The sequence below is a fragment of the Shinella kummerowiae genome, assembly GCF_009827055.1.
In the GTDB taxonomy this organism is placed as follows: domain Bacteria; phylum Pseudomonadota; class Alphaproteobacteria; order Rhizobiales; family Rhizobiaceae; genus Shinella; species Shinella kummerowiae.
Genome location: NZ_WUMK01000001.1, coordinates 880,604 through 901,535, shown reverse-complemented (window position 1 = coordinate 901,535; position 20,932 = coordinate 880,604). Strand labels below are relative to the sequence as shown.

19 protein-coding genes are annotated in these 20,932 nt (G+C 62.9%); 12 read left to right on the top strand and 7 right to left on the bottom strand.

Annotation, left to right across the window (positions count from 1 at the left end; translation table 11 throughout):
- Positions 1-57 precede the first annotated feature (57 nt).
- From GR138_RS04210 to GR138_RS04190, 5 genes are all read right to left on the bottom strand, one after another.
- Positions 58-1,077 (bottom strand): ABC transporter permease, encoded by a 1,020-nt coding sequence (locus GR138_RS04210; RefSeq protein ID WP_160857332.1) that lies wholly within the window; start codon positions 1,075-1,077, stop codon positions 58-60.
- 49 nt (positions 1,078-1,126) lie between these two features.
- Positions 1,127-2,665, bottom strand: a complete 1,539-nt coding sequence (locus GR138_RS04205) for a sugar ABC transporter ATP-binding protein (protein WP_160857331.1) — start codon at positions 2,663-2,665, stop codon at positions 1,127-1,129.
- A gap of 104 nt (positions 2,666-2,769) precedes the next feature.
- Positions 2,770-3,699 carry a sugar ABC transporter substrate-binding protein gene (locus tag GR138_RS04200; RefSeq protein ID WP_160857330.1) on the bottom strand — a complete coding sequence of 310 codons (930 nt, stop codon included), beginning with the start codon at positions 3,697-3,699 and terminating at the stop codon, positions 2,770-2,772.
- 250 nt (positions 3,700-3,949) lie between these two features.
- Positions 3,950-4,762 carry a TIM barrel protein gene (locus GR138_RS04195; protein WP_160857329.1) on the bottom strand — a complete coding sequence of 271 codons (813 nt, stop codon included), beginning with the start codon at positions 4,760-4,762 and terminating at the stop codon, positions 3,950-3,952.
- 161 nt (positions 4,763-4,923) lie between these two features.
- Positions 4,924-5,955 (bottom strand): LacI family DNA-binding transcriptional regulator, encoded by a 1,032-nt coding sequence (locus GR138_RS04190; protein ID WP_160857328.1) that lies wholly within the window; start codon positions 5,953-5,955, stop codon positions 4,924-4,926.
- Positions 5,956-6,117: 162 nt separating this feature from the next.
- Here GR138_RS04190 and GR138_RS04185 point away from each other — a divergent pair, with 162 nt between their 5' ends.
- From GR138_RS04185 to GR138_RS04165, 5 genes are all read left to right on the top strand, one after another.
- Entirely contained in the window at positions 6,118-7,203 is a 1,086-nt protein-coding gene (locus tag GR138_RS04185; protein WP_160857327.1) for a fatty acid desaturase family protein, read from the top strand.
- Between the two features lie 22 nt (positions 7,204-7,225).
- Positions 7,226-7,540 (top strand): MocE family 2Fe-2S type ferredoxin, encoded by a 315-nt coding sequence (locus GR138_RS04180; RefSeq protein WP_160857326.1) that lies wholly within the window; start codon positions 7,226-7,228, stop codon positions 7,538-7,540.
- A 22-nt stretch (positions 7,541-7,562) separates the two neighbouring features.
- The gene (locus tag GR138_RS04175) at positions 7,563-8,786 is read left to right on the top strand and encodes an NAD(P)/FAD-dependent oxidoreductase (RefSeq protein ID WP_160857325.1); all 1,224 of its coding nucleotides are present in this window, start codon (positions 7,563-7,565) and stop codon (positions 8,784-8,786) included.
- Between the two features lie 24 nt (positions 8,787-8,810).
- Entirely contained in the window at positions 8,811-9,605 is a 795-nt protein-coding gene (locus GR138_RS04170; protein ID WP_160857324.1) for a 3-methyl-2-oxobutanoate hydroxymethyltransferase, read from the top strand.
- A 62-nt stretch (positions 9,606-9,667) separates the two neighbouring features.
- Complete coding sequence (locus tag GR138_RS04165; protein WP_160857323.1) at positions 9,668-9,898, top strand: hypothetical protein; 231 nt, start codon at positions 9,668-9,670, stop codon at positions 9,896-9,898.
- On the opposite strand, the gene GR138_RS04160 is transcribed toward GR138_RS04165, so the two are convergent.
- Together GR138_RS04160 and GR138_RS04155 are read right to left on the bottom strand one after the other, a co-directional pair.
- A complete protein-coding gene (locus GR138_RS04160; protein ID WP_246200268.1) occupies positions 9,895-10,404 on the bottom strand; it encodes a hypothetical protein in 510 nt (169 codons plus the stop codon). The genes GR138_RS04165 and GR138_RS04160 overlap by 4 nt on opposite strands.
- 14 nt (positions 10,405-10,418) lie before the next feature.
- The gene (locus GR138_RS04155; protein WP_160857322.1) at positions 10,419-11,426 is read right to left on the bottom strand and encodes a LysR family transcriptional regulator; all 1,008 of its coding nucleotides are present in this window, start codon (positions 11,424-11,426) and stop codon (positions 10,419-10,421) included.
- Between the two features lie 257 nt (positions 11,427-11,683).
- On the opposite strand from GR138_RS04155, the gene chvE reads away from it, so the two are divergent.
- The 7 genes from chvE to GR138_RS04120 all read left to right on the top strand — a co-directional run bounded on the left by chvE (position 11,684) and on the right by GR138_RS04120 (position 20,919).
- On the top strand, positions 11,684-12,757 hold the full coding sequence (gene chvE / locus GR138_RS04150) for a multiple monosaccharide ABC transporter substrate-binding protein (protein ID WP_160857321.1): 1,074 nt from the start codon (positions 11,684-11,686) through the stop codon (positions 12,755-12,757).
- Positions 12,758-12,879: 122 nt separating this feature from the next.
- Positions 12,880-14,415, top strand: a complete 1,536-nt coding sequence (gene mmsA, locus GR138_RS04145; protein WP_160857320.1) for a multiple monosaccharide ABC transporter ATP-binding protein — start codon at positions 12,880-12,882, stop codon at positions 14,413-14,415.
- Positions 14,415-15,623, top strand: coding sequence for a multiple monosaccharide ABC transporter permease (mmsB, locus tag GR138_RS04140; protein ID WP_160857319.1), 1,209 nt, complete (start codon positions 14,415-14,417; stop codon positions 15,621-15,623). The genes mmsA and mmsB overlap by 1 nt, the downstream gene beginning before the upstream one ends.
- Positions 15,624-15,752: 129 nt before the next feature.
- Positions 15,753-16,748 carry an AraD1 family protein gene (araD1, locus tag GR138_RS04135; RefSeq protein ID WP_160857318.1) on the top strand — a complete coding sequence of 332 codons (996 nt, stop codon included), beginning with the start codon at positions 15,753-15,755 and terminating at the stop codon, positions 16,746-16,748.
- Positions 16,749-16,799: 51 nt separating this feature from the next.
- Positions 16,800-18,233, top strand: a complete 1,434-nt coding sequence (locus tag GR138_RS04130) for an aldehyde dehydrogenase family protein (protein ID WP_160857317.1) — start codon at positions 16,800-16,802, stop codon at positions 18,231-18,233.
- A gap of 49 nt (positions 18,234-18,282) precedes the next feature.
- Positions 18,283-20,022: an L-arabinonate dehydratase gene (gene araD, locus GR138_RS04125; protein WP_160857316.1), complete on the top strand. Its 1,740-nt coding sequence runs from the start codon at positions 18,283-18,285 to the stop codon at positions 20,020-20,022.
- A 192-nt stretch (positions 20,023-20,214) separates the two neighbouring features.
- Positions 20,215-20,919 (top strand): hypothetical protein, encoded by a 705-nt coding sequence (locus tag GR138_RS04120; protein WP_160857315.1) that lies wholly within the window; start codon positions 20,215-20,217, stop codon positions 20,917-20,919.
- Positions 20,920-20,932 lie beyond the last annotated feature (13 nt).

Sequence of the window (20,932 nt, the reverse complement as noted above, 5' to 3'; positions counted from 1 at the left end):
GCGATAGTAAGCTGCTGACGAAGCCCGTATTTCTACTGCCTACTGCCTACTGCCTGATCACGTCTTACGCTTCTTCTGCCGGTAGACGTCGACGACGACGGCGGCGACGATGATCACGCCCTTGACGATCTCCTGGTAGAAAGCATCGACGCGCAGGAAGGTAAAGCCCGATGTCATGACGCCGAGGATGACGGTGCCGATGACCGTGCCAGTGATGCGGCCGACGCCGCCGGCAAGCGAGGTGCCGCCGATGACGGTCGCGGCAATCGCGTCGAGTTCGTACATCACGCCCATGCCGGCCTGTGCGGTCTGGGCACGCGCCGCGGTAACGACGCCGGCGAGGCCAGCAAGTGCACCGGCAATCGCATAGACCTTCACGAGGTGCGATTCGACGTTGATGCCGGAGACGCGGGCGGCCTGCACATTGGCGCCGATCGCATAGGTGAACTTGCCGTAGCGGGTGTAGCGCAGCGCGATGTGGAAGATCACGGCGACGACGAGGAAGATCACGACGGGCCAGATGCCGGTGCCGATGAAGTTGAACTGTTCCGTCAGGCCCGAGACCGGCTGGCCCTTCGTGTACCACTTCGAAATGCCGCGCGCCGACACCATCATTCCAAGGGTGGCGATGAAGGGCGGGATTTTGGTCTTGGCGATGAGCTGGCCGTTGATGAAGCCCGCCAGCAGGCCGACGCCGACGCCGAGAGTGACGGGCACGATGACCGGCATGTCGGTGAGCGACGGGTAGAGGGCGCGCGGCCATGTGGAGGCTTGCGCCAGCGAGGCGGTGAACATCGCCGTCATGCCGACGACCGAGCCGGACGAGAGGTCAATGCCGCCGGTGATGATGACCTGCGTGACGCCGACGGCGATGATGCCGATGACCGAGACCTGCAGGATGATGATCGTCAGGCGCTGCGGGTTCATCAGGAAGCTCTGGCCGACGAAGATCCAGCCGAGGATTTCGTAGACTAGCGCAATGCCGACGAGGACGAGAAAGATGTTGAGTTCCGGCGGGAGCCGGCGGGCAGATTTCTGCGCAGCGGCTTGGGCCTGCGCGGCGGAATTCGTGCTCATGATTACCTCCCTGATGGCCGCTCGGCGGCCTTAAATCTCAGTGCCCGCGTTACTGGGCAGCCAGTTCCATCACCTTGACCTGTGTCGCTTCCGCGCGGTCGAGGAAGCCGGTGACGCGTCCTTCGTGCATGACCATGACGCGGTCGCTCATGCCGAGTACTTCCGGCATTTCCGACGAGATCATGATGACCGCCACGCCGTCGCGGGCGAGTTCCGTGACGAAGCGGTGGATTTCCGCCTTGGCGCCGACATCGATGCCACGGGTCGGCTCGTCCAGGATCAGGATGCGCGGATTGGTGAGCAGCCAGCGGCCGATCAGCACCTTCTGCTGGTTGCCGCCCGACAGGTTCTCGATGCGCTCCGAAAGGTTTGGCGTTTTCACCCGAAGCTTCTTGCTCATCTCCTCGCAGACCTTGGTCAGCGCGCCCTCGGAAACGAAGCCGTTCTTGACGAACTTGTCCTGGAGCACGGCGATCTGCATGTTTTCCAGGATGTCGAGAATCAGCAGACAGCCGGTGTCCTTGCGGTCTTCCGTCAGGAACGCCATGCGGTGCTTGATCGCCGTGTTCGGGCTGTCGATGTTGACTTGCTTGCCGTTGATCGAGATCGTGCCGGAGGTCGCTGGCGTCACGCCGAAAATCGTCTCGGCGACATTCGAGCGGCCCGAGCCAACGAGGCCGGCAATGCCCAGGATCTCGCCGGCGCGCACGTCGAAGGAGACGTCGCGGAACACACCCTTGAGGTTGAGGTTCTTGACCGACAGAACGACGTCGCCGATCGGCACCTCTTCCTTCGGGAACATCTGGGTGATCTCGCGTCCGACCATCATGCGGATGATGTCGTCGCGCGTCACGTCGGTGGAGGCGTGGGTGCCGATGTATTTGCCGTCACGGAACACCGAGAACTCGTCGGCAATCTCGAACAGCTCGTTCATCTTGTGGGTAATGTAGACGATACCGATGCCCTGCGAGCGCAGGTCGCGGATGATGGTGAAGAGGTGGTCCACCTCGCGCTCGGTCAGCGCCGAGGTCGGCTCGTCCATGATGAGCACGTCGCTCTCGTAGGATACGGCCTTGGCGATCTCGACCATCTGCCGGTTGGCGACGGACAGGTCGCGCACCTGCGTTTCCGGGTCCATCGCGATGTTGAGGCGCTTGAAGAGTTCCGCCGTCTTGCGGTGCATCTCGCCGTGATCGACGAAGCCGAAGCGGTTCTTCGGTTCGCGGCGGATCCAGATGTTCTCCGCCACCGTCATGAAGGGCATCAGGTTCAGCTCCTGATGGATCATGGCGATGCCGTTCTCCAGCGCGTCGAGCGGCGACTTCAGCCGGATCTTCTGGCCCTTGAGCAGCACTTCACCCTGGTCGGGCGTGTAGATGCCGGCGAGGATTTTCATCAGTGTCGATTTGCCTGCGCCGTTCTCGCCCATTAGGGCATGCACGGAGCCGCGCTTCAGCTTGAACTGGACATCGTCAAGCGCGACGACACCCGGAAACTCCTTGCGCACACCTTCGGCGGACAAGAGATATTCGGCATTCGGAATGGCGCCGCTTGCACGAACCGCGGCCATGGTGGTCGGACTGACCATCGTCCCCTCCCTCCCGGAGCAACCTGAAACGGGTCGGACGCGCGCACGCAGGCGTGCGCGCGTCCTTCATAGTCTAGCTGGCTTTCAAGAGACCGGTGAGCCGGTCAGTTCTTGGCCTGGAAGTCGGCAATGTTGGCCGGCGTCACGAGCTGGAACGGGATGTAGACCTTTGTGTCGACCTTTTCGCCCTTGGCGAGCTTGAGCGCGGCATCGACCGAGCCCTTGCCCTGACCGGCGGCATCCTGGAACACCGTCACGTCGAGGTCGCCGGCGGCCATGGCGGAAAGCGCGTCCTGCGTGGCGTCGATGCCTGCAACGACGACGCTGTCCATCGAGCGGCCGGCAGCCTTCAGAGCCTGGATGGCGCCAATCGCCATTTCGTCATTGTTGGAGATGACGGCGTCGAATTCCAGGCCGGCGGAGAGCCAGTTGGTCATCAGGTCCTGGCCCTGCGTGCGCTGCCAGTTGGCCGTCTGCTCTTCGACGATTTCGAGACCCTTGCATTCGTCCGTCGCGATGACGTCCTTGATGTCCTGGGTGCGAACGCGGGCGGCCTGGTTGGACAGTTCACCCATCATGACGACGACCTTGCCCTTGCCATTCAGCAGGCGGCAGACTTCCTTGGTTTCCAGCGTGCCGGATTCCACTTCGTTGGAGGCGACGAAAGCCTGCTTTTCCGGCAGTTCGTTGATGTTCGCCGGTTCGCGGTTGACGTAGACGAGCGGAATGCCCGCATCGGCAGCGGCCTTCGAGAGAGCGGCCGTCGCATCCGTATCGACCGGATTGACGATGATGGCGCTGACGCCGGACGCAATGAAGTTCTGGATCTGGCTCTGCTGCTTGGCGACGTCGTTCTGGGCGTCTTCGATCTGCAGTTCAACGCCGTCGAGCGTCTTGGCGTAGTCGGTCATGCCGTTGCGCAGAACGGTCAGGAAGTTGTCGTCGAACAGCGCCATGGAAACGCCGATCGTCTCGGCATGGGCGGCGGTGGACATCATCACGGCAAGCGCCGAGCTCAGAATGAATTTTTTCATGTCGTCTCCTCCTCAACGTGGCGTCCGGCGGCGCCACCGACTTGACCGGAAAGCTGCCCCTTGGGGCAGCCGGCCCTTGCTCCTCCCGGGAGGCAGAGGCCAAAACAGAATAAACAAACCGCGAATTCCGTCTTACGGAATGTTTATTCCATTTTCTCGATACAACGTCAAGCCCGTTCCATTTTTTCCGGCGGGCCTTTGCGGTGCGCTTGGGGAAAAGTGCTGACGGACCAGCCGCCGGCAAGGGAGATCAGACGGTCTCGCGGATATAGGAGACACTCTGCGCAACGGCTGCCTTGGGGTCGGCAACGTCGTGTACGGCTGGCGAAAAGGGCTCGAAGGAAAGCGGGCCGGTATAACCGGCCGAGAGCAAGGCCTTGATCTGGTTTGTATTTCCAAGCCGGTCTTGCGGCCCGACCAGAACGCGATGGCCGTCGCGCATGTCGGAAACGGCGACGGCGGGGTCTTCGACGCCGGAAATGTGGACCAGACCTGTCAGCTCGGCAAAGAGATCCGGCTCGCCGGCAAGGTGATGATGGAACGTGTCGTGCACGAGGCGGAATGTTTGTTCCCCGCCCACCGCCTTCATGGCGTCCGCGGCTTCGCGCTTCGAGCGCAGCGAGCAGATCTCGAAGCCGAGCGGCTCGACGAGGCCGATGATTCCGGCGGCCTCCAGAAGAGGCTTGAGGGCCGTGAGCGACTCGCGAAGGTTCGCCTGACGCTCGCCCTCCGCCTGGCCGGTCCCGTCGTTCTTCGGTACCAGCACGAGCGCGCGGGCGCCGCAGGCGCTCGCATAGTCAATGAGTTCTTTGGCCTCGGCGGCGCGCGCCGGCGTCCATTCGTTGAAGCGCTGGAGCGCATTGATCGAGATGATCGTGACGCCGTGGCGTTCGGCAAGGGACTTTACCTCGGAGGGCGTGGTGCCGTCGAGAATGGCGTTGCCGTCCAGGTCGTTGCGGACTTCGACGGATGTCATGCCCAGCGAGACGGCGAGGGCGAAAAAGGCGTCTAGTGTCAGGGCAGGGGCGGTCATGTGGTTGAGGGCGAATGTCAGGGCGGGCATGGAATGGGTATCCTCCGGTCGTCGAGGCCGCCGACGGGCGCCTCGCATGCACGCATGAGGATCGGGAAGGCTTTTGCAGGCGTCAAAGGCGAAGGCGAAAAGACTGCCCTCATTGCTGAGAGATTAGTCTTGCGAATGACGGAAAACCATCATTCACCGCGTCAGATATTTTCCGGCAGGAAGATGTCGAAGGGCAAAAACGTCTGCCCCGGCACGGCGCTCGGGCCCTTTTCTATGGCGCCGACCATCAGTGAAACGAGTTCCCGGCAGAGGGCGGGCAGGGGGGTGTTGATCGCCATGGTGACGGTATCGTCCGCCAGTCCAGCCTTCGATTCCGGCGTCAACTCGTTGACGATGAGCTGCACCTTGCCGGCAAATCCCTCCTCGCGGATCGCGGAAATCGCCCCCTCCATGCCGCCGCCGGCCACATAGAGGCCGACGAGGTCGGGATGCTGGGCGAGCAGGTTGGCGGTCGCCTCGTGGGTGATTTCGCTGGTATCGAGGTTGACGAGCGTATCGAGCACCTCGAAATCCTGGCCCTTTTCACGGAAGAAGGAGCGGAAGCCCATTTCGCGCAGTTCGTGGCCGTGGAATCGGTGGCTGCCGACGAAGATCGCCACCTTGCCCGGCCGCTTCGCACCCCTGGCGATCATCCAGGCCGCCGTGCGCCCGACTTTCATGTTGTTGAGGCCGATATAGCCCTGGCGCACATCCATGGCGAAGTCAGAGAGTAGGCAGAACAGCGGAATGCCCCGGTTTTTCAGCTCTTCGGCCATGGTTGTCGTCGCCGGATAGTCGGGGGCGACGACGGCGAGTGCCTGATTGCGCGCCGAAAGCTGGCGCAGCATTTCCGTCATCGCGGCCGGGGTCTGCGCGTTGATGAAGTCGATCTGCGGAATGATGCGGGCGGTGGTGCAGGCATTGCAGGCGATTTCGATCTCGCGGGCAAAGTTCTGGTAGAAGGCCTGGCTGGGACGCTGGAAGCTGAAGCCCAGCCGATATTGCGGCAGGTCCTCGAACACCCGCTGCCGTATGAGACCAATGGCGTGGTAGCCGATCGCATTGGCGGCGTCGTAGACGCGGCGCGCGGTTTCCTCGCGCACCTTGTGGCGACCGTTCAGCACCCGGTCGACCGTCGCCACGCTGACGCCCGCCGCCTTCGCAAGGTCCGTTATCGTCGGCCGCGCCGCCATGGTTTCCTCCCTGAAAGTTTCCATCAGAGCTTGATGATGGCGAATGATGGAATTTGACGCATTCTATCATGGCAGGATTGAGAGACGCAAGCAGCGGCGCTATCGTTTGTGCATCAGACGAGGCGGGGCCGCTGGAGAGCGTTCCGCGAGGAGGAGAGAGCGATGAAGCCGACGAAGCGGGACTACAGCCTTCTTGGCCGCGATGCCGAAGCTGCCGTTGCCAATGGGCTGGCTGCCGCCGAGTGGTATCACACCGACATTCCGCGCAAGGAGATGAAGGCGCTGATGCAGCGCAGCGACGGGCCGGCGCTCCGCGACACCGCGATCTGGCTCGGCACCATGCTCGTCATGGCGGCTGCCGGCATCTGGTTCTGGGGAACCTGGTGGGCGGTGCCGTTCTTCCTGGTCTATGGCGTGCTCTACGGTTCGGCGTCGGATTCCCGCTGGCATGAATGCGGTCATGGCACGGCCTTCAAGACGCTGTGGATGAACGACGCGGTCTACCAGATCGCCTGCTTCATGATCATGCGCAATCCCGTCACCTGGCGCTGGAGCCACACGCGCCACCACACCGACACGGTCATCGTCGGCCGCGACCCGGAAATCGCCGTCATGCGCCCACCGGATCTTCTGCGCCTCGTCCTCAACTTCTTCGGCCTGCTCGATGCCTGGCATGCCGTCGTCGATATGCTGCGCAATGCGTCGGGCAGGATGAGCGCTGCCGAAAGGACCTTCGTGCCCGAATCCGAACAGCCGAAGGCGATACGCATCGCGCGCATCTGGCTCGCAATCTATGTCGCCACCATCGCGCTCTGTTTCGCCATGGGCTCGATCCTGCCGGTCATGCTCATCGGCCTGCCGCGGCTCTATGGTGCCTGGCACCATGTGCTGACCGGCCTGCTCCAGCACGGCGGGCTTGCGGACAATGTCATCGACCACCGGCTGAACAGTCGCACGGTCTACATGAACCCCTTCAGCCGCTTCATCTACTGGAACATGAACTACCATGTGGAGCACCACATGTTCCCGATGATCCCCTACCACGCGCTGCCGCGGCTGCACGCCATGATCAAGCATGACCTGCCGGCGCCGAACCCGTCGATGTGGAACGGCTACCGGGAAATGATCCCCGCGTTCCTGCGCCAGCTTCGCAACGAGGACTACTTCCTGAAGCGTGACCTGCCCGCGACGGCGCGGCCCTACAAGGAAGAGTTTCACGCCGAGCCGGCCGTCGTGGCTGCCGAATAACCATCATACTGGAGGAAAGATCATGAGCGACACCTGGGTCGAGGTCTGCGCGGCGGACGAGATCGACGAAGAAGACGTCATCCGGTTCGACCATTCCGGTCGCACCTTTGCGATCTACCGCAGCCCGGAAGACACCTATCACGCGACCGACGGCCTCTGCACCCATGAGAAAATCCACCTCGCCGATGGGCTTGTGATGGATCACGTCATCGAATGTCCCAAACACAACGGCCGCTTCAACTACAAGACCGGCGAGGCCAAGGGCGCGCCCGTCTGCGTCGATCTCAGGACCTATCCGGTCAAGGTCGAAGGCGGCACCGTCTTCATCGGGCTCTAGAGCCTTTCGGGAGGATCGTTTCATGGCGAATTTCGTCATCGTCGGCGCCGGCGAATGCGGCGCGCGCGCGGCTTTTGCCCTGCGCGAAAAAGGGTTCGATGGCGCGATCACGCTGATCGGCAGCGAAGCCCATCTGCCTTACGAGCGCCCGCCGCTGTCCAAGGATGCCCTGGTTGCCGGAGCCGGTCCGAAGCTCGTTGCCGAAGCGACACGCTATGCCGAGGCGCGGATCGACGTGCTCACCGGTCGCGCCGTTGTGGAAATCGACCGCGCGGGTAACCGCATCCTGTTCGATGACGGCGCAGCACTCCCCTATGACAAGCTGCTGCTCGCCACTGGTGCCCGGCCGCGCGCCTTGCCGGGCACGCGCCATGGCGGTCGCATTGCAGCGCTACGCAGTCATGATGATGCCGCACGTATTCGCGCGCATCTGGTCGAGGGCAGCCATATCGCCATCCTCGGCGGCGGTTTCATCGGCCTCGAACTTGCCGCCAGCGCCCGCAAGCTCGGCGCGACCGTGACCCTCATCGAGGGCCTGCCGCGCGTGCTGAGCCGTGGCGTGCCGGCGGAGATCGCCGAGATCGTCGCACATCGGCATGCCGCCGAAGGGGTGGAAATCCTGTGTGGCGCCAAGGTCGCCGGGGTCGAGGAATTGCCGGGCGAGGTGTGTTTAACGCTCGAAAGCGGGCGGATCGTCTCGGCAAACCTGCTCGTCGTTGGCATCGGCGCGGTGCCGAACACGGAACTGGCGGAAGCGGCCGGCCTTGTGGTCGAGAACGGCATTTCGGTGGATGGCCGGTTGCGCACCTCTGATCCCGATATCTTTGCCGCCGGCGACTGCACGTCCTATCCGTTGCCGCTCTACGGCGAGCGCCGCATCCGCCTCGAATCCTGGCGCAATGCGCAGGAGCAGGGCCAGCTCGCCGCAGCCAACATGCTTGGCGGCACGCAAGCGCATTCCGCCGTGCCGTGGTTCTGGTCGGACCAGTATGACATGACGCTGCAGATTGCCGGTCTTGCCGATGGTGCAGCCACGACCGTGCGGCGTGAGGTGGGCGAAGGCGCCTTCATCCTGTTCCACCTCGATGCCGGTGGCCGGCTGATCGCGGCAAGCGGCATCGGTCCGGGCAATGTGGTCGCCCGCGACATCCGGCTTGCCGAAATGCTGATCGCGGCGCGCGTTCATCCAGACCCGGCCGAACTTGCGGCACCCGAAACCAAACTCAAGAAGCTGCTTGCCGCCTGATCGGCGAAGCCTGGGAGATGATCCGTGAAAACCAAGAGACCGACGGTAGCAGACCTTCAGGCGATGAAGGGCAGGCGCCAGCTCACCATGCTGCGCGTCGTGACGCTGGAAGAGGCGGCAGCCGCCGAGCAGGCAGGCATCGACCTCGTTTCCGTGCCGCCCGCACTGCTCGGCCCCGCCTTTCGCGAGGCGGCGCCGACGGTCTTCGCCTTTCCCGGCCTCGAATACGGTGATTTCATTACGGCGGATGACTATCTGCGTGGCGCCTTCCAGGCGATGAAGGCGGGTGGCGACGCCGTCTATTGCGCGGCCGGCCTTTCGACGGTGCGGCGCCTGCGGGAAGAAGGCATCCCGGTTTGCGGCCATGTCGGCCTCATTCCCTCCAAGGCGACATGGACGGGCGGTTTCAAGGCCGTCGGCAAGACGGCGGTGAGTGCGCTGGAGATCTGGCGCCAGGTCAAGGCATTGGAAGAGGCCGGTGCCTTTGCCGCCGAAATCGAGGTCGTGCCGGGCGACGTCGCGGCTGCGATCAGCGCGAGAACCTCGCTCGTCATGCTCTCCATGGGCGCCGGCACCGGATGCGATGCGCAATATCTCTTCGCCGACGACGTGCTCGGCCAGAACCGTGGCCACTATCCACGCCACGCCAAGGTCTACCGCAACTTTGCTATCGAGTATGATCGGCTCCAGCAGGAGCGCATTGCGGCCTTCCGGGAATATGCCGACGACGTGCGCTCCGGCGTCTATCCGCAGAAGGGGCATCTCGTCGGGATCGAACCCGCGGAGCTGGCCGCGTTCCTCGATCGTCTCGACGCCTAATGCCGGTTCCCTCCGGCGGGAAAACCACCTATGTAGGCGGTCGAAGGCCTGAGGAGACGTTCATGAAAATCATCGACACCGACCATCCGTTCTACCGTCCGCTCTGGCGGCGGCTGCTTCTGGTCGGGGTCTGTGCGGTCTGGACGGGCGTCGAGTTCTACAACAACGAGCAGACCTGGGGCACGATCTTCCTCGTCGTGACCGCCTATGCCTTCGCCAACCTCATCCTGTTCTTCAAGCCCTCCGATCCGGCCGCCAAGCCGCCGGAAGAGGGCGGCGAGACGAAGAGCTAACGAAGGCCCAGGCTCTTTTCGACAGCGATGCGCCGGATCGTCTCGTCGATCAGCATGTTGGCGATCTTCATGCGTACGGTCGCGTTGACGCGCAGATCTTCGGGCGCACGGTCGGGGTGATTTTCCCGCGCAAAGCTGCGCCGGCGGGCAAGCAGATCGTCGACGCCTTCCTTGCCATTGAGAGCCAGATCTTCGGCAACCTCTTCCGGCGCGATGCGCAGGAGATGCGGCGGTGGGGCAGGAGGCGGCTCGGCTGCGACCGGACGCTGTGGCTCCGGTGGAAGGGCGGGCGGTTCTTCATAGAGATCCAGGTAGGCTGCGGCAGCCTGCGAGCCTGAAACGAAGGTGCTGCCGGTGCCGATACCGGCAAAGCCCGATGTCAGTCCGCGGATTTCACCGGGGCCTTCGTCGTCCTTGATCTCCTGTTCGTCATCCTGCTCCGCTGCCTCGCGCGCCTCGGCCTTCAGCCTCTCCAGAACGGATTCGAAAACGGTCAGGCCGAACATGGTGTCTCCGTCGATCAGCCAGTGGAAAGCGTGCGGCTGCGTTGCAGGATCAGGTCATAAAGCAGTTTGGCGCTCGGGGGCAGCGCCCTGCCTTTAACGGAAATGAGGCTGTATGGCTTGATGTCAATCTCGAAATCGGTGTTGAGGATGCTGATTTCGCCCGCCTGAGCGCCGACATCGGCGATGAAGACCGCCATGTCGCGGGCGACAGGGGCGATGGCGTTCGAGCCGCAGACAATGGCCGTCGTCAACAGGATGGACGAGGTGTTGACCACGGTGGAGGGCAGCGCCACGCCGGCTGCGATGAACAGTTCCTCGATGCGCCGCCTGAGCAGCGTGCCCGCCGGCTGGAACACCCAGTCATAGTGCGGCAGGTCGGCAAGGCCGACGACGGGTTTTTCCGTCAGCGGGTGGCCCTTGCGCACGATGAGGCAGGCCTTTTCGATGCCGATCTCGGTGACATTGAACAGGCGCGGATTGAGGTCGTCTGGCACGCGGGCGATGATGAAATCCTGCCGGGCCGCGAGCAGTTCGTGGGCGAGCACATTGCTTGTCTCGACGCGCACGTTCACCTCGATGCCGGGATAGGCGGCACTCACCTGCTGGATGGCCGGCACGGCAAGGCTGATCGCCGGCGCCGTCACCGACCCGAGGAAGACCGAACCGCCGGTGCCGGATTTCAGCGCGGAAAGCTCGCGATCGACTTCGCGCAGCTCGAGCAGGATGGTGCGGGCGCGGCGCGCGAAGGCGCGGCCGAAAGCCGTCAGCGCGACGCCCCGCGACACGCGTTCACACAACTGGGCCTTGAGGATCGTCTCCATTTCCGTCAGCATGCGGGAGGCGGCAGGTTGCGAGATGTTCAGCGCATCGGCTGCCGCACTCACCTGGCTGTGCTCCTCGATCGCCACGATCATGCGGAGATGGCTGAGCTTCAGGCCGCTGCGCAACAGGGCGACGCCCTGAAGGTTGTCGCCATCTTCGCCTGGAAAAAGCGGCTCGTCCCGGTCATCTGGCAAGCGCATGTTTACCTCGTTTCATAAAATAATACATTTGCCTCATTGTATATCAAATCTGATATCACTTTAGAAGTTTATTGCATTTGACAGTTATGGCAATTCGTACGACGTTGCGACGATGTGCGCTGGGGTCCTTGGGAGTGGGGATCGGCGGGTTTTTCTGGCCCACCAGTCCAGGCCGTCGCCTGAAAGCGACCCCGCCCGTGCACAGAACAATGCCTGGCCGCAATTCCGGTCAGTGCGCACAAGGGAGAGACCTTTCAATGAAAATGATCACTTCGCTTCTCGCCGCCGCTGCCATCAGCGTCGCGTCGTTCGTGGCGCCGTCCTTTGCCCAGGACAAGGGCATGGTCGGCATCTCCATGCCCACCAAGACCTCGACCCGCTGGATTTCCGACGGCGAGACGATGGAAAAGCTGTTCAAGGAAGCTGGCTACACGCCGGACCTGCAGTTTGCTGACGACGATATCCCGAACCAGCTCGCCCAGATCGAAAACATGGTCACCAAGGGTGCCAAGGTTCTCGTCATCGGCGCCATCGACGGCACAACGCTGTCCGACATCCTGCAGAAGTCTGCCGATGCCGGCGTGAAGGTCATCGCCTATGACCGCCTCATCCGCGACTCGGGCAATGTCGACTACTACGCCACCTTCGACAACTTCCAGGTCGGCGTTCTGCAGGCGACCAGCCTCGTCGACGGCCTAAAGGCGAAGTTCCCGGACACCAAGCCGTGGAACGTCGAACTCTTCGGCGGTTCGCCGGACGACAACAACGCCTTCTTCTTCTATGACGGCGCAATGTCGGTCATCCAGCCGCTGATCGACAGCGGCGCGATCGTCATCAAGTCGGGCCAGACCGGCATGGAAACCGTCGGCACGCTGCGTTGGGACGGTGCCGTTGCCCAGGCCCGCATGGAAAACCTGCTCTCCTCGACCTACACCGACGGCCGCGTTGATGGCGTCCTGTCGCCCTACGATGGTCTCTCCATCGGTATCCTGTCGGCCCTGAAGGGCGTCGGCTACGGCTCGGGCGACCAGCCGATGGCCATTGTCACCGGCCAGGACGCTGAGCTGCCGTCCGTCAAGTCGATGCTTGCCGACGAGCAGTATTCGACGGTCTTCAAGGACACGCGCGAACTGGCCAAGGTCACCGTCAGCATGGTCAACGCCATCCTGGAAGGCAAGGAGCCGGAAGTGAACGACACCAAGACCTATGACAACGGCGTCAAGGTCATCCCGTCCTACCTCCTGAAGCCGGTTGCCGTCGACAAGTCCAATGCCGAGAAGATCCTCGTCACGGACTCGGCCTACTACACGGCCGACCAGCTGAAGAACTGATCGTTCTTTCCACTCTCCGGGGTTCGCGCCAAGCCGCGCGAACCCTCTTTTCTCCGGATCGCAGAGCGAATAGGCTCGGTTTACCGCCGCATGGTGGAGGACCGGCTGCTGGAAACTGATACATGAGCAAAACCCTTCTCGAAATGCGTGGCATCACGAAGACGTTCCCGGGCGTGAAAGCGCTCGACAACGTCAACCTGAAGGTCCGCGAAGGCGAGATCCACGCCCTTGTCGGCGAGAATGGCGCCGGCAAGTCCACCCTCATGAAAGTGTTGAGCGGCGTCTATCCGGCCGGCTCCTATGAGGGCGAAATCCATTTCGACGGCGAAGTCCGCCGCTTTTCCACGATCTCCGACAGCGAGCATCTGGGCATCATCATCATCCACCAGGAGCTGGCGCTCGTGCCGCTTCTGTCGATCGCTGAAAACATCTTCCTCGGCAACGAGGTGGCGACAAACGGCATCATCGACTGGAAACTGGCGTTCCGCCGCACGCAGGAACTGCTGAACAAGGTCGGCCTCAAGGAGCCGCCCGGCACGCTGATCACCGATATCGGTGTGGGCAAGCAGCAGCTTGTCGAGATCGCCAAGGCACTGTCGAAGAAGGTGCGCCTGCTCATACTCGATGAGCCGACCGCCTCGCTCAACGAGAAGGATTCCGACGCGCTCCTGAAGCTGCTGACGGAATTCCGCGCGCAAGGCATGACCTCGATCATCATCTCGCACAAGCTGAACGAGATCAAAAAGGTCGCCGACCAGATCACCATCCTGCGCGACGGCGGCACGGTCGAGACGCTCGACTGTCACAACGAGGATATTTCCGAAGACCGCATCATCAAGGGCATGGTCGGCCGCGCGATGGAAGACCGCTATCCGGCGCGCGAACCGAAGATCGGCGAGACGCTGCTGGAAGTGAAGAACTGGAACGTCTTCCACCAGCACCACCGCGACCGCCAGTTCCTGCACGATGTCAGCTTCAATGTGCGCGCCGGTGAAGTCGTCGGCATTGCCGGCCTGATGGGCGCCGGCCGCACCGAAACGGCGATGAGCATTTTCGGCAAGTCCTGGGGTCACAAGATCACCGGCGATGTGTTGATGCGCGGCAAACCCGTCGATGTCAGCACGATCCAGAAGGCGATCAAGGCCGGTCTTGCCTATGTCACCGAGGACCGCAAGCATCTCGGCCTCGTGCTGATCAACAACATCATGCACAACACGACGCTCGCCAACCTCAAGGGCGTGTCCAATGCGACGGTGATCGACAATCATCAGGAAGCCAAGGTCGCGGCGGGCTACCGCTCGAAGCTGCGCATCCGTTCGCATTCGATCTATCAGGAAGCGGTCAATCTTTCGGGCGGCAACCAGCAGAAGGTCGTGCTGTCGAAATGGCTCTTCACCAATCCCGAGGTGCTGATCCTCGATGAACCCACGCGCGGCATCGATGTCGGCGCCAAGTTCGAAATCTATACCATCATTAATCAGCTTGCCGCCGAGGGCAAGGGCATCCTGATGATCTCGTCGGAGATGCCGGAACTGCTCGGGACCTGCGATCGCATCTATGTCATGAACGAAGGACGCATCGTGGCCGAGCTCTCCAAGGCGGAAGCAAGCCAGGAATCCATCATGCGCGCCATCATGCGCTCCGGGGAGAAACACTGATGTCCACCGATACCGCGACCAAGACGACCCAGCCTTCGGTGGGAGACTACCTCAAGAAGAACATCCGCGAATATGGCCTGCTGGTCGCGCTCGTCGTGATCATGATCTTCTTCCAGGTCATCACCAACGGCGTGCTCTTCCGCCCGGTCAACATCACCAACCTGGTGCTGCAGAACTCCTTCATCGTCATCATGGCGCTCGGCATGCTGCTGATCATCGTGGCGGGGCATATCGACCTGTCGGTCGGCTCGATCGTCGCCTTCATCGGCGCCATATCGGCGATCATGCTGGTGAAATGGGGTGTGCCGGCGATCATCGTCGTACCGGCCTGTATCCTCGTCGGGGCCTTGATGGGCGCGGCGCAGGGCTATTGGGTCGCCTACCAGAAGATCCCGTCCTTCATCGTCACGCTTGCCGGCATGCTGGTCTTCCGCGGCATGACCTATGTCGTGCTCGGCGGCCGTCCGGTCGGCCCGTTCCCGAAGGACTTCCAGATCCTCTCCACGGGTTTCGTTCCGGATCTGCTGCCGCTCACCGACCCGGCGACGAGCCTCATCAAGAACTATTTCGCCCTGGTGATGATCATCCTGCTCGTCGTCTACGCGGTCTATGCGGGTCTGCGCGAGCGGCGCATGAACGCGCTGCATGAAACCGAAAACGAGCCCTTCACCTTCTTCGCGGTGCAGATGGCGATCATCGGTGCCGTGGCGGTCTTCCTCGGCTTCCAGCTTGCAACCTATCGCGGCCTGCCGAACGTGCTGGTCATCATGGGCGTGCTGATTGCGCTCTACACCTTCGTCACGACGCGCACGACGATCGGCCGGCGCATCTACGCGATGGGCGGCAATGAGAAGGCGGCGAAACTCTCGGGCATCAACACCGAGCGGCTGACCTTCTTCACCTTCGTCAACATGGGCGCGCTTGCGGCCCTGGCCGGCATGATCATCGCCGCCCGCCTCAACTCGGCAACGCCGAAGGCCGGTGTCGGCTTCGAGCTCGACGTCATCGCGGCCTGCTTCATCGGCGGCGCCTCGGCATCGGGCGGCGTGGGAAAAATCACGGGCGCGGTCATCGGCGCCTTCATCATGGGCGTCATGAACAACGGCATGTCGATCATGGGCATCGGCATCGACTACCAGCAGCTCATCAAGGGTCTGGTGCTGCTCGCTGCCGTGTTCTTCGACGTCTACAACAAGAACAAGGGCTGATCGGGTCACCGGCCAGCCATCTGGATTGCATGCGTGTTTGACGGGCTGCCTGAGGCGGCCGGTGTGGTGGCGTCCGTCCACCGCAGGTGCGGAGCCTTGGCGCAAGCCGGCTCCAGGAAGGACGAGGAAATGCTGATTTCGCAGGTAGCAAATACCGACGGTTCGATCACCGTGGTCGTGCGGGAAGAGGGCGGTGCCGGCCGCGCGGTCAAGGGTGCCGGCAGCGTCTATGCGCTTGCCATGGAGGCGGCCAATGGCGGCCAGTCGCTGAAAGCGGTCATCGATGCCAAGGGGCTTGGTGATGCGGTCGATCTGGAGGAGGCCTATGCGGCCGGCCGCCTGCTGTCGCCGATCACCCATCCGGATGCCGCGCATCTGCATCTGACCGGTACGGGCCTTACCCATCTCGGCTCCGCCGCGACGCGCGATTCCATGCACAAGAAGACCTCGGAAGCGGCCGAAGAGACGCTGACGGATTCGATGAAGATGTTCCGCATGGGTCTCGAAAACGGCAAGCCGAAGGCCGGCGAAAAGGGCGTGCAGCCGGAATGGTTCTACAAGGGCAATGGCAGCCAGGCCGTCGCACCGGGTGCAGCCTTGACGTCGCCCTCCTTTGCGCTTGATGGCGGCGAAGAGCCGGAAATGGCCGGCATCTACATCATCGCCACCGACGGTTCGCCGTTCCGTATCGGCTTTGCCGTCTCGAATGAGTTCTCCGACCATGTGACGGAGCGCATCAACTATCTCTATCTCGCCCATTCCAAGCTGCGCCAGGCGAGCTTCGGCCCGGAAATCCGCGTGGGCGCGGCGCCGGACGATATCCGCGGCTTCTCGCGCATCCTGCGTGGCGGCAAAGTTCTCTGGGAAAAGCCCTTCGTCTCGGGCGAAGCGAACATGTCCCATACCTTCGCCAACCTCGAATACCATCATTTCAAGTACGGCCTGTTCCGCGCGCCGGGCGATATCCACGTGCATATGTTCGGCACCGCGACGCTGTCGTTCGGTGACGGCATCCGCACGGAGGCGGGCGATGTGTTCGAGATCGGCGCGGATGGTTTCGGTCTGCCGCTGCGCAACCCGCTGGCCATCGCCAAGGAAGAAGAGATCGAAATCCGCCAATTGTAATGGATGTGCCGCCTTCGGGCGGTGCGCGACAGACAGGAGGCTCGAGAGCCCATGACCATCCACCAGAACCTGATTGCCGGCGAATGGGTCGGCTCGGACGCGATCCGCAACATCAACCCGTCGAATACCGACGACGTGGTGGGCGAATATGCCCGCGCCTCCGTCGAGGACACCAAGGCGGCGATTGCGGCGGCGAAGGCGGCCTTCCCGGCCTGGTCGCGCTCCGGCATCCTCGAGCGTCACGCGATCCTGCGGAAAACCGCCGACGAGATCCTTGCCCGCAAGGACGAGCTTGGCCGCCTGCTGTCACGCGAAGAGGGCAAGACGCTGGCCGAAGGAATCGGCGAGACCGTGCGCGCCGGCCAGATCTTTGATTTCTTCGCCGGTGAGTGTCTGCGCCTTGCCGGCGAGGTGCTGCCGTCGGTGCGCCCGAATATCGGCGTCGAGATCACCCGCGAGCCGGTTGGCGTCGTCGGCATCATCACGCCGTGGAATTTCCCGATCGCCATTCCCGCCTGGAAGATCGCGCCGGCGCTTTGTTACGGCAATACGGTGGTCTTCAAGCCGGCCGAACTGGTGCCCGGCTGTTCCTGGGCGATCGTCGATATCCTCGTGCGCGCCGGCCTGCCGAAGGGGGTGTTGAACCTCGTCATGGGCAAGGGTTCGGTCGTCGGCCAGACCATGCTCGACAGCCCCGACGTGCATGCCATCACGTTTACCGGCTCGACAGGCACGGGCAAACGTGTGGCCTCCGCTTCCGTCGAACATAACCGCAAATACCAGCTCGAAATGGGCGGCAAGAACCCCTTCGTCGTGCTCGACGATGCGGACCTCACCGTCGCCGTCGAGGCTGCAGTCAATTCGGCCTTCTTCTCGACGGGCCAGCGCTGCACGGCCTCCTCGCGCGTCATCGTCACAGAAGGCATCCACGACAGGTTCGTCGCCGCCGTCGGTGAACGCTTGAAGAGCGTCGTCGTTGATGATGCCCTGAAGGCCGGCACCCATATCGGTCCGGTGGTCGACGAGAGCCAGCTCAAGCAGGACACGGACTATATCGAGATCGGCAGACAAGAGGGTGCAAAACTCGCCTTCGGCGGCGAGCTTCTGAAGCGCGACACGCCCGGCTTCTATCTGGCGCCCGCGCTCTTCACCGAGGCGACGAACGACATGCGTATCTCGCGCGAAGAGATTTTCGGCCCGGTCGCCGCCGTCATCCGCGTCAAGGATTATGAGGAGGCGCTTGCCGTCGCCAACCACACGCCGTTCGGCCTGTCCTCCGGCATCGCGACGACGAGCCTGAAGCACGCGACGCATTTCAAGCGCAATGCCGAAGCCGGCATGGTGATGGTCAATCTGCCGACGGCGGGCGTCGATTTCCATGTGCCCTTTGGCGGCCGCAAGGGCTCGTCGCATGGTTCGCGCGAGCAGGGACGATACGCCAACGAATTCTACACAACCGTCAAGACCGCCTACACCCTGGCGTGAGACAAAGGCCGTCCGGCTTTTGCGGGCGGTCCCTTGAAGGACTGGAAAGATGACGAAGAAAGCGGAATGGCCGCGCAGGCTGAGATCGCAGGAATGGTACGGCGGCACCAGCCGCGACGTGATCTATCACCGTGGCTGGATGAAGAACCAGGGCTATCCGCACGATCTGTTCGACGGGCGCCCTGTCATCGGCATCCTCAACACCTGGTCGGATATGACGCCGTGCAACGGCCATCTGCGCGAGCTTGCCGAAAAGGTGAAGGCCGGCATCTGGGAAGCGGGCGGTTTCCCGATGGAAGTGCCGGTCTTCTCGGCCTCCGAAAACACCTTCCGCCCGACGGCGATGATGTACCGCAACCTCGCGGCACTGGCGATTGAGGAAACCATTCGCGGCCAGCCGATGGATGGCTGTGTGCTGATGGTCGGCTGCGACAAGACCACGCCGTCGCTGATCATGGCGGCCGCCTCGGTCGACCTGCCGTCGATCGTCGTTACCGGCGGCCCGATGCTGAACGGGTACTTCCGTGGCGAGCGCGTCGGTTCCGGCACGCATCTGTGGAAGTTCTCCGAAATGGTGAAGGCCGGCGAGATGACGCAGGCCGAATTCCTTGAGGCCGAAGCCTCGATGAGCCGGTCGTCGGGTACCTGCAACACCATGGGGACGGCCTCCACCATGGCGTCGATGGCCGAAGCGCTCGGCATGGCTCTGTCCGGCAATGCCGCCATCCCGGGCGTCGATTCCCGCCGCAAGGTTATGGCGCAGCTCACCGGCCGGCGCATCGTGCAGATGGTCAAGGACGACCTGAAGCCGTCCGACATCATGACGAAGCAGGCCTTCGAGAACGCCATCCGCACCAATGCGGCGATCGGTGGATCGACCAACGCGGTCATCCATCTGCTTGCCATGGCCGGCCGCGTCGGTATCGACCTGACGCTGGACGATTGGGACCGTTGCGGCCGCGACGTGCCGACCATCGTCAACCTGATGCCGTCGGGCAAGTACCTGATGGAAGAGTTCTTCTATGCCGGCGGTCTGCCCGTCGTGCTGAAGCGTCTCGGCGAAGCCGGCCTCTTGCACAAGGATGCGATCACGGTGTCCGGCGAAACCGTCTGGGACGAGGTCAAGGACGTCGTCAACTGGAACGAGGACGTCATCCTGCCCGCGGAAAAGGCGCTGACGCAGTCGGGTGGCATCGTCGTCGTGCGCGGCAATCTTGCGCCGAAGGGGGCGGTGCTGAAGCCGTCCGCCGCCTCGCCGCACCTGCTGACGCATCGCGGTCGTGCTGTGGTGTTCGAGGATATCGACGACTACAAGGCCAAGATCAACGACGACAGTCTCGATATCGACGAGACCTGCGTCATGGTCATGAAGAACTGTGGGCCGAAGGGTTATCCGGGCATGGCGGAGGTCGGCAATATGGGTCTTCCTCCGAAAGTGCTGAAGAAGGGCATCACCGACATGGTGCGCATCTCCGATGCACGCATGTCAGGCACCGCCTACGGTACTGTCGTGCTGCACACCTCGCCGGAAGCCGCCGTCGGTGGTCCGCTCGCGGTCGTGAAGAACGGCGACATGATCGAGCTGGACGTGCCGAACCGCCGCCTGCATCTCGATATTTCCGAGGAGGAACTGGCAAGCCGGCTCGCCGCGTGGAAACCGAATCACGACCTGCCGACGTCGGGTTATGCCTGGCTGCACCAGCAGCACGTTCAGGGCGCTGATACCGGGGCCGACCTCGACTTCCTCAAGGGCTGCCGCGGCAGCGCGGTCGGCAAGGACAGCCACTGAACTTTTCCGGGCGCGGCGATCCTGCCGTGCCCGGATTTGCTTCGTTTCAGCACAGATTCTTCTGCTTGCCGGACGCAGTGCAATCTTTCCTTTTCCTTCATACAGGATCAGGTGGAACCGCGGCCATCCACTCAACCTTCCATTTTGCGATACCGGTCCACTCCCGGGCTGGTCGCTGAATGGGAGGTTTCCATGTTCAGGTCATCAAACAGCCTATCGATTTCCACGCTTTCAGCAGCCGTGCTGGCCGCGGCGGTTCTCTTCCTGCCGGCGCATGCGGCGGAGCGCGGCAAGCGGGATGGTCTCGGCCTTGGCGTCGGTGTCAGCGTCGGCAACGTGAGAGCCGGTGTTGATACCCGGGTCGGTGGCAGCAGGGGGCTGGTCGACGCGAAGGTGGGGGCGAGGGTTGGTGGCGCGAATGGCTTGCGGGCCGGCGCCAAGGCTAATGTCGGTGGCGCCCGCGGTCTTGCCGATGCGGATGTGAAGGCAGCGCTCGGCGGTCGCAACGGCGTGAATGCGCGCGCGAAGGCCAATGTCGGCGGCGCCAACGGACTTGCGGATGCGGATGTGCGGGCAACGGTCGGCGGCCGCAATGGTCTTTCGGCGGATATCGACGCAACAGTCGGTGGCCGTGACCTGGTCGATGTCGGCGTGGATGTCAGCATTGGTGATGACGACGTGGTCACCCGGCCGGATCGTGTCGATCCGCGGCCGCACAATCCGGGTGATGATGACGGCCGCGTGGCGCCGGACGCTGATGGCGTCGTGCAGGAATTCACGCAGCTCCCGGGCAGTGAGCGCCTTCAGCTCATCAAACGCTGCCGCAGCGTCAATGGCGGTGGCTATGATGCGGCGCTGGTGAAACTTTGCCGTCTGCTGGAGACGGCTTCGCGATGAGGCAATAGCTGGG